The sequence below is a fragment of the Nonomuraea corallina genome, from assembly GCF_027620315.1.
Lineage (GTDB): Bacteria > Actinomycetota > Actinomycetes > Streptosporangiales > Streptosporangiaceae > Nonomuraea > Nonomuraea corallina.
This window is the reverse complement of sequence record NZ_JAPNNL010000245.1, coordinates 1-8,154: the sequence shown is the minus strand read 5'-3', so window position 1 is coordinate 8,154 and position 8,154 is coordinate 1. Positions and strand designations below refer to the sequence as shown.

The following is an 8,154-nucleotide window of genomic DNA, read 5'->3' as shown; positions in this document are numbered from 1 at the left end:
ATTCTCTCGAAATATCCGGACGTGGCGTAGGCGGCCATCGGGTCGGGCGCCAGCCCCAGCTCCTCACGCAGCTCCGCCAGCAGCGGCCGCACGTCGGTGTTGTAGGCGTCCATGAGCACGGCGTTCGCGCCCAGCACGTCACCGGCCCGCTGCGCCGCGGCCAGCGCGTCCCGGTCGACGAGCAGCGCCTTGGCGGTGGCCTCCTGCACGTTCATCACCGAGCGGATCTGCCCGGCTATCTTCGGCTCGATGTTGTGGCACTGGTCCAGCATGAAGGCGGTCCGCTCGGTGAAGCCGCCGCCCCTGATGACCTCGTACATGATCCTGAAGAGCTGGAACGGGTCGGCGGCGCCCACCATGAGGTCGTCGTCGGCGTAGAAGCGGGAGTTGAAGTCGAAGCCGCCGAGCTTCCCCTCGCGCAGCAGGAACGCCACGATGAACTCGATGTTGGTGCCCGGCGCGTGGTGGCCGGTGTCGACCACGACCTGTGCCTTCGGGCCGAGCCTGACGCAGTGGGCGTACGCGGCGCCCCAGTCGGGCAGGTCGGTCATGTAGAAGGCGGGCTCGAACAGCTTGTACTCCAGCAGGAGGCGCTGATTCTCGCCGAGCCGGTCGTACACCGCCGCCAGCGCCTCGGCCAGCCGGTCCTGGCGGTCGCGGACGTCGTCCTGCCCCGGGTAGTTGGTGCCGTCGGAGAACCACAGTTTGAGGGTGCCGGACCCGGTGGCGTCCATGACGTCCACGCACTCCAGCAGGTGCGCCAGCGCCTTGGCCCGCACCCGCGGGTCCGGGTGGGTGACGCTGCCCAGCTTGTAGTCGTCGTCCTGGAACACGTTGGAGTTGATCGCGCCGATCCCCACCCCCAGTCCGGCGGCGTGCCGGGCCAGGGCGGCGTAGTCGTCGACCCGGTCCCACGGGATGTGCAGCGCCACCGTCGGCGCGACGCCGGTGAACGCGTGCACCTGGGCGGCGTCGGCGATCTTCTCGTACGGGTCGCGCGGCACCCCCGGCTGGGCGAACACCTTGAACCGGGTGCCGGAGTTCCCGTACGCCCAGGACGGCGTCTCGATCCGCTGCCCGCGGAGCTGTTCCTTGATCATGAAAAGAGGTCCCCGATTCAATCCAGATGGAAAACTTCTTCGAGCCTGACCCGTCCCTCGTCGGCCCGGCCGGACGCGAAGAACGGCGCCATGTCGGTCTCCCACCGGGCGCTCACCCCGGTGGCGGCCATCGCGCGCTGCGCCGCCTCGAAGTCGTCGGTCTCCAGGTAGCCGACGAGCAGGCCGTCGGCGCGCAGGAAGAGCGAGTAGTTGCGCCATCCCGCCTCGCGCAGCGCGTCCAGCATCTCCGGCCACACGTGCCGGTGCCGTTCCCGGTACTCGTCGAGCCGGTCCGGCCGTACCCGCAGCAGGAAGCACACCCGCTCCACGGTCTTCTCCTTTCCGCGACGCGCGCCCCGGGACGGTCCCGGGGCGGGCGTACGGCGGATGTAGATGGGGGTCAGAAGTCGAAGTCGTCGATGTTGCCGGCCTCGAAGGTGAACGGCGGGCCCAGGATGACCTCGCCGTTCGCGCCGATCGTCCGCTCCCCCAGCCTGCCCGCCTTGAACGTCTCGCCCTCGGCGCCGGTGATCTGCCCGGACACCAGCGCGGCGGCGGCGTACGAGGCCAGGTGGCCGAGGTCCTTCGGGTTCCACAGGGCGAACTTCTCGACGGTGCCGTCCTTGACGAACTGGCGCATCTGGTTCGGCGTGCCCAGGCCGGTCAGGACGACCTCGCCCTTGTACTTGGAGCCGGAGAGGTAGCGGGCCGCCGCCGCGACGCCGACGGTGGTGGGCGAGATGATGCCCTTCAGCTCGGGGTACGCCTGCAGCAGGCCCTGCGTCTCGGTGAACGACTTCTGGTCGTCGTCGTCCCCGTAGGCCACCTTGACCAGCTTCATGTCCTTGTACTCGGCCTTGGACAGCTCGTCCTTCATGTACTCGATCCAGGTGTTCTGGTTCGTGGCGTTGGCCGTGGCCGACAGGATCGCGATCTCGCCCTTGTGGCCGATCATCCCGGCGAGCAGCCGGACCTGGCTGCGGCCGACCTCCTCCGAGTCGGCCTGGTTGATGAACAGGTCGCGGCACTCGGGCGCGGCGTCGGAGTCGTACGAGACGATCTTGATGCCCTTCTCCCTGGCCTGCTGGAGCGGGCCGCACACGGCGTTGGGGTCGTTGGCCGAGATGAGGATGGCGTCGTGGCCCTGCTGGGTGAGGGTGTTGATGTAGGAGATCTGCGAGGACGCCGACGCGTCGGACGGGCCGACCTCCTTGGCCTCGCCCTGGAACTCCCCGGCCGCCTCGGCCCCCGCCGTCGCGACGATCGTCATGTACGGGTTGTTGATCTGCTTGGGCAGGAAGGCCAGCTTCAGGCCCTGCTTGATCGGCGCGTTCGGGTCGGCGGAGGCCGCGGCGGACGAGGCGGGCGGCTGGGCGGGCGCGGAGGTGACGCTCGACTTGGTGGTGCCGCCGCAGGCCACGGCGCCGAGGGCGAGCACGGCGGTGAGGGCGGCCGTGAGGGGGGCGAGGCGCATCGGTCTCATGGGATTCCTTTCAGTGCCGACGTGCCGGTTCTGACCGGTTTGAGCAAGGAGATGAGGCGGGGGGTGAGCACCGAGACGATGAGCAGCAGGCCGGTGACGATCGACTGGATCTCGGTCGAGACGTCGTTGAGCATGAGCAGGTTGCGCAGCAGTCCGATGAGCAGCACGCCGGCGATGACGCCGCCGAGCGTGCCCTTGCCGCCGTCGAAGTCGACGCCGCCCAGCAGCACGGCGGCGATCACCGCCAGTTCGACGCCGAGCCCGTTGTCGGCGCGGGCCGAGCCGTAGCGCAGGGTGAAGACGACCCCGGCGAAGGCGGCGACCGTTCCGGAGATCACGAACAGCGCCAGTTTGATCCGCTTGACCCGGATCCCGGCGAAGAACGCGGCCTGCTCCTGCGCGCCGATCGCGAACAGCGCGCGGCCGAACCCGGTGGCGTGCAGGACCACCGCGACGACCACGGCCAGCAGCACGAACAGCGCGACCGGGTACGGCACGAACGTGCCGGGCACGTCGTCCACGGCCGCCGACACGTACCCGGGCGGGAACCCGGCCACCGCCCTGTCGCCGAGCACCACGTACGCCAGCCCCCGGTAGAGGGCGAGGGTGCCGATCGTGACGGCCAGCGACGGCAGCCCGAGCCGGGTCACGAGCAGCCCGTTGACCAGGCCGCACACCGCGCCGATCAGCACGACGAGCGGGATGATGGTCTCGATGGCCAGGCCGGCGTCCCACAGCGCGCCGACCAGGGCGCTCGACAGGCCCAGCACGGACGCCACCGACAGGTCGACCTCGGCGGCCACCACGAGCATGGTCATGGCGAGGGCGATGAGCGCGATCTCGCCCAGGTCGCCGAGCGCGAACGACAGGTTGTCCGCGGTGGCGAACGACGGCGAGCCGAGCGCGCCGCCCGCGAAGACCGCGACCAGCAGCAGGCCGATGATCACATCCCAGCGGAGCGCTCTAGCCATGGCGGCTCCTCCTTCTGAGCAGCCGGGCGACCCGCAGGGCCAGCACCCGGTCGACGCTGATGGCGAGCAGGAGCAGCGCGCCGGTGATGGCCTGCTGCCAGAACGGGTTGACCCGGAGCACGACCAGGGCGCTGCCGATCACGGTGAGCAGCAGCGCGCCGAGCGCCGCCCCGTACACGCTTCCCACCCCGCCGGTGATGGCCACGCCGCCGACCACGACCGCGCTGATCACCAGCAGTTCCCAGCCGCCGGCCGAGTCGGCGACGACGGTGCCGAACCGGGCCAGCCAGAGCACCCCGGCCAGCCCGGCCAGGCAGCCGCTGACCAGGTAGCCGGCCAGGACGCGGCGGCGGACCGGGACGCCGGCCAGCCGGGCGGCCTCCGGGCTGGACCCGATCGCGTAGAACTCCCGCCCGCTCGGGTAGGCGCGCAGGTAGTACCCGATCACGAGCATGATCACCACGGTGATGAGCGGCAGGTACGGCACGCCGAGCACGGCCCCGTTGCCCAGCGACAGCAGTGCGGGCGGCAGGTCGGCGGCGTTGATCTGGCGGCCGGCGGCGACGAAGTGGCACACGCCCTGGAAGACGTAGAGGGTGCCGAGCGTGACGACCAGCGCGGGCACCCGGCCGAAGCTGACGAGCAGGCCGTTGAGCAGCCCGCAGGCGGCGCCGAGCGCCACTCCGGCGACGACGCCCGGCACGAGGCCCCAGCCGCTCGTCAGCAGGTCGCCGAGCGTGAACGCGACCAGTCCGACCACCGAGCCGACGGACAGGTCCAGGTTGCGGGTGACGACCACCATGGACTGGCCGACGGCCAGCAGCGCGAGGATCGCGGTGTTCAGCAGGATGTCCTCGACGCCCTGCCCGGACAGGAAGGTGGGGTTGGCGGCGGCGGTGCCGCCGACGAGCGCGGCCAGCGCGATGACCAGGCTCAGCTCGCGGGCCCTGAACACCAGGTCGACCAGGGTGCGCGCGCCCCGGCCGCGGGCCGCCGGCTCGGGCCTGGCGGCGGTGGCGGTCATGCCGCCCTCCCGGTGGCGGCGGTCATGACGCTCTCCTCGGTGGCCTCGGCGCGCGGGATCTCGGCGGTGAGCCGGCCCTCGTGCATGACGAGCACCCGGTCGGCCATGCCGAGCACCTCGGGCAGGTCGGAGGAGATCATCAGCACGGCGATGCCCTGCCCGGCCAGCTCCGACAGCAGCCGGTGCACCTCGGCCTTGGTGCCGACGTCGATGCCGCGGGTGGGCTCGTCCACGACGAGCACGGACGGGCGCGTGGCCAGCCATTTGGCGAGCACGACCTTCTGCTGGTTGCCGCCGGACAGCACGCCGACCCCGTCGGAGAGCGCGGCGAACTTGAGCCGCAGGCGCAGCGCCCAGTCCCGGGCCCGGTCGCGTTCGGCGGCGCGGGAGATGGTGAGGCCGCGGCGCAGCGAGCGCAGCCCGGTCAGGCCGATGTTGCGCTCGATGGACAGCGCCATGACCAGGCCCTGCTGGCGCCGGTCCTCCGGCACCAGGGCGAGCCCGGCCGCCATGGCGGCGCTCGGGCTGGCGGCGGGCAGCGGGCGGCCGTCCACCTGGACGGTCCCGGCGTCCCACCGGTCGACGCCGAAGATCGCCCTGGCCACCTCGCTGCGTCCGGCCCCGACCAGGCCGGCGAGCGCGACGATCTCACCCCGCCGCACCTCGAACGAGACGTCGGTGAACACGCCCTCCCTGGTCAGGCGCTCGACCCGGAGCGCCACCTGCCCCGCGGTCGTCTCCTGCTTGGGGTAGAGGGCGCCGAGCTCGCGCCCGACCATGCGCCGGATCAGCTCGTCGTGGGTCAGCCCGGCGACGGGCTCGACGGCGACCAGGCCGCCGTCGCGCAGGGTGGTGACCCGTCCGCAGAGGGAGAAGATCTCGTCGAGCCGGTGCGAGATGAACAGGACCGCGCACCCCTGCTCGCGCAGTGTCTCCACCACCGAGAACAGCCGGGCCGCTTCGTTGCCCGACAGCGCGGCCGTCGGCTCGTCCATGACCAGGACCCTGGCGTCCGTGGAGATGGCCTTGGCGATCTCGACGAGCTGCTGATCGGCGATGGACAGGCCGCGGGCGGGCTGCTCGGGGTCGAGGGTGACGCCGAGCCGGGTGAACAGTTCGGCGGCCAGGGCGCGCCTGGCGCGGCGGTCGATGCGGCCGAGGGTGGTGCGGGGCTGGCGTCCCATGAAGATGTTCTCGGCCACGGACAGGTCGGGGAAGAGCGTGGGTTCCTGGTAGATGACGGCGACGCCGGCCCGCTGGGCGTCGACGGGGCCGTGGAAGACGACGGGCTCGCCGTCCAGCAGCATCTGGCCGCTGTCCGGCCGGTGCACCCCGGCGAGGATCTTGACCAGCGTGGACTTGCCGGCGCCGTTCTCCCCCGCGAGCGCGTGCGCCTCTCCGGCGAACAGCTCGAGCGACACCTCGCGCAGGGCCCGCACGGCGCCGAACGACTTGCTGACGTTCACGAGCGCGAGGGTGGGGGGACCGCTCATGCGTCCTCCGGACAACAAACGTTTTAACGGGATGTTTCTCGGAATGTAGGTGTTCGACCGGGTACCGTCAATGCCTGGCCGGATGTCTGGCGAAGACGCTGTTGCTACGTTTTAATCGGATCGTGCGATTCACGGCAGTCGATCTGGGCGCCTCCAGCGGGCGGGTGATGAGCGCCGCCGTGGCCGGCGGGCGCATCCGGCTGCGGGAGGAGCACCGCTTCGCCAACCGGCCCGTACGGGTCGCGGGAACCCTGCACTGGGACGTGCTCGCCCTCTACCAGGGCGTGCTGGACGGGCTGCGCAAGGCCGGACCCGCCGAGTCGGTGGGCGTCGACGCGTGGGCGGTGGACTACGGGCTGCTCGACGGCGACGGCAGGCTGATCGGCAACCCGGTGCACTACCGCGACGCCCGCACCGCCCGCTGCACCGAGCGGGTGGACCCGTACGAGGTGACGGGGACGCAGTTCCTGCCCTTCAACACCGTCAACCAGCTGCTGTGCGAGCGGCTCGACCGGGCCGAGACCATGCTGATGATCCCGGACCTGCTCGGCTACTGGCTGACCGGGACCATCGGGGCCGAGCGGACCAACGCCTCCACCACCGCCCTGTACGACGTGCGCGGGCGGGACTGGGCCTGGGAGCTGATCGACGAGCTGGGACTGCCCCGGCGGATCTTCCCGGACTTCGCGGCGGGCGCGTCCCCGCTGCGGCCGGACGTGGCCGAGGAGGTCGGCTACGCCACCGAGGTGGTCAAGGTCGCCTCGCACGACACCGCCTCGGCGGTGGTGGCCGTGCCCGCCGAGACCGACCGCTTCGCCTACGTCTCCTGCGGCACCTGGTCGCTGGTGGGCGTCGAGCTGCCCGCGCCGGTGCTCACCGAGGAGAGCCGCCAGGCCAACTTCACCAACGAGGCCGGCCTCGACGGCACCGTCCGCTACCTGCGCAACGTCATGGGCCTGTGGATCCTCCAGGAGTGCCTGCGCGCCTGGGGCGGCCCGCCGCTGGAGCCGCTGCTGGCCGAGGCGGAGACCGCGCGCGCCGCCGCCGTCATCGACCCGGACGACCCCGCGTTCCTGCCGCCGGGCGACATGCCGGGCAGGATCGCCGCCTACTGCGCCCGTACCGGGCAGCCTGCCCCTGAGGGACCCGCGCAGGTCGTACGATGCATCCTGCAGAGCCTTGCCCTCGCCTACCAGCGGGCGATCGCCGACGCCGTCCGGCTCAGCGGCCGGCCGGTCGAGGTCGTCCATCTGGTCGGCGGCGGGTCGCTGAACACGCTGCTGTGCCGGCTCACCGCCGACGCGACCGGCCTGCCGGTCGTGGCCGGGCCCGTCGAGGCCACCGCGCTCGGCAACGCGCTGGTCCAGGCTCGCGCGCGCGGCCTGGTCGGCGGCCTGGCCGAGATGCGCGAGCTGGTCCGGCGCGGCGCGGGCGTGCGCACCTACCGGCCAGGGCACCCCTACGAGCCACGGGAACGCGGATGAGCACCGACGGTTGGGACGAGGCGCAGGCTGCCGGGGGCATCCGGCAGAGCCCGTCGATCAAGGACGTCGCGGCCCTGGCGGGGGTGTCGCCCGGCACCGTCTCCAACGTGCTCAACCGGCCCGAGAAGGTGGCCGAGGCCACCCGCGACCGGGTGGGGAACGCGATCAGGGAGCTGGGCTTCGTGCGGCACGGCTCGGCCTCCACGCTCCGCGCCGGCCACAGCCGCACCATCGGCCTGTCCGTGATCGACATCGGCAACCCGTTCTTCACCGACGTGGCCGCCGGCGTCGAGGACCTGGCCAGCGAGCGCGGCTACGCCGTCATCCTGGGCAACTCCTCCGGCAGCCGCGTCAAGGAAGAGCGCAACCTGCTCGTCTTCGCCGAGCAGCGGGTGCGCGGGGTGCTCATCACCCCCTCCGACCAGGACCCGGTCCGGCTCGACCGGCTGCGCGAGCGCGGCATCAGCGTGGTGCTCGTCGACCATCCGGCCGAACGGCCCGACCAGTGCGCGGTCGCGGTCAACGACGTGACGGGCGGGGCGATGGCCGTCGAGCACCTGCTGGCGGGCGGCGCCGACCGGGTCGCGTACGTGACCGGG

8 protein-coding genes are annotated in these 8,154 nt (G+C 72.0%); 2 read left to right on the top strand and 6 right to left on the bottom strand.

From position 1 onward, the window contains the following. From rhaI to OUY22_RS34335, 6 genes are all read right to left on the bottom strand, one after another. A partial coding sequence (gene rhaI / locus OUY22_RS34360; RefSeq protein WP_270159467.1) for an L-rhamnose isomerase occupies window positions 1-1,100 on the bottom strand: 1,100 nt, incomplete at its 3' end. A 17-nt stretch (window positions 1,101-1,117) separates the two neighbouring features. Next, window positions 1,118-1,429 (bottom strand): L-rhamnose mutarotase, encoded by a 312-nt coding sequence (locus OUY22_RS34355; protein WP_270159466.1) that lies wholly within the window; start codon window positions 1,427-1,429, stop codon window positions 1,118-1,120. 71 nt (window positions 1,430-1,500) lie between these two features. Continuing rightward, complete coding sequence (gene rhaS / locus OUY22_RS34350; RefSeq protein WP_270159465.1) at window positions 1,501-2,574, bottom strand: rhamnose ABC transporter substrate-binding protein; 1,074 nt, start codon at window positions 2,572-2,574, stop codon at window positions 1,501-1,503. Window positions 2,575-2,579: 5 nt separating this feature from the next. After that, the gene (locus OUY22_RS34345; protein ID WP_270159464.1) at window positions 2,580-3,554 is read right to left on the bottom strand and encodes an ABC transporter permease; all 975 of its coding nucleotides are present in this window, start codon (window positions 3,552-3,554) and stop codon (window positions 2,580-2,582) included. Next, the gene (locus OUY22_RS34340) at window positions 3,547-4,578 is read right to left on the bottom strand and encodes an ABC transporter permease (protein WP_270159462.1); all 1,032 of its coding nucleotides are present in this window, start codon (window positions 4,576-4,578) and stop codon (window positions 3,547-3,549) included. Before OUY22_RS34340 ends, OUY22_RS34345 begins: the two co-directional genes overlap by 8 nt. Then, entirely contained in the window at window positions 4,575-6,071 is a 1,497-nt protein-coding gene (locus OUY22_RS34335) for a sugar ABC transporter ATP-binding protein (protein ID WP_270159461.1), read from the bottom strand. The genes OUY22_RS34340 and OUY22_RS34335 overlap by 4 nt, the downstream gene beginning before the upstream one ends. A 122-nt stretch (window positions 6,072-6,193) precedes the next feature. Here OUY22_RS34335 and OUY22_RS34330 point away from each other — a divergent pair, with 122 nt between their 5' ends. Further along, a complete protein-coding gene (locus OUY22_RS34330) occupies window positions 6,194-7,555 on the top strand; it encodes a rhamnulokinase (protein ID WP_408638252.1) in 1,362 nt (453 codons plus the stop codon). Continuing rightward, window positions 7,552-8,154 (top strand): LacI family DNA-binding transcriptional regulator (locus tag OUY22_RS34325; RefSeq protein WP_270159460.1); only part of this gene is annotated, 603 nt, incomplete at its 3' end. The genes OUY22_RS34330 and OUY22_RS34325, both read left to right, overlap by 4 nt.

Excerpts from the sequence above, each read along its gene's own strand:
- OUY22_RS34335 (WP_270159461.1), bottom strand. The coding sequence starts at position 6,071 with ATGAGCGGTCCCCCCACCCTCGCGCTCGTGAACGTCAGCAAGTCGTTC.
- rhaS (WP_270159465.1), bottom strand. The coding sequence starts at position 2,574 with ATGCGCCTCGCCCCCCTCACGGCCGCCCTCACCGCCGTGCTCGCCCTC.
- OUY22_RS34340 (WP_270159462.1), bottom strand. The coding sequence starts at position 4,578 with ATGACCGCCACCGCCGCCAGGCCCGAGCCGGCGGCCCGCGGCCGGGGC.
- OUY22_RS34345 (WP_270159464.1), bottom strand. The coding sequence starts at position 3,554 with ATGGCTAGAGCGCTCCGCTGGGATGTGATCATCGGCCTGCTGCTGGTC.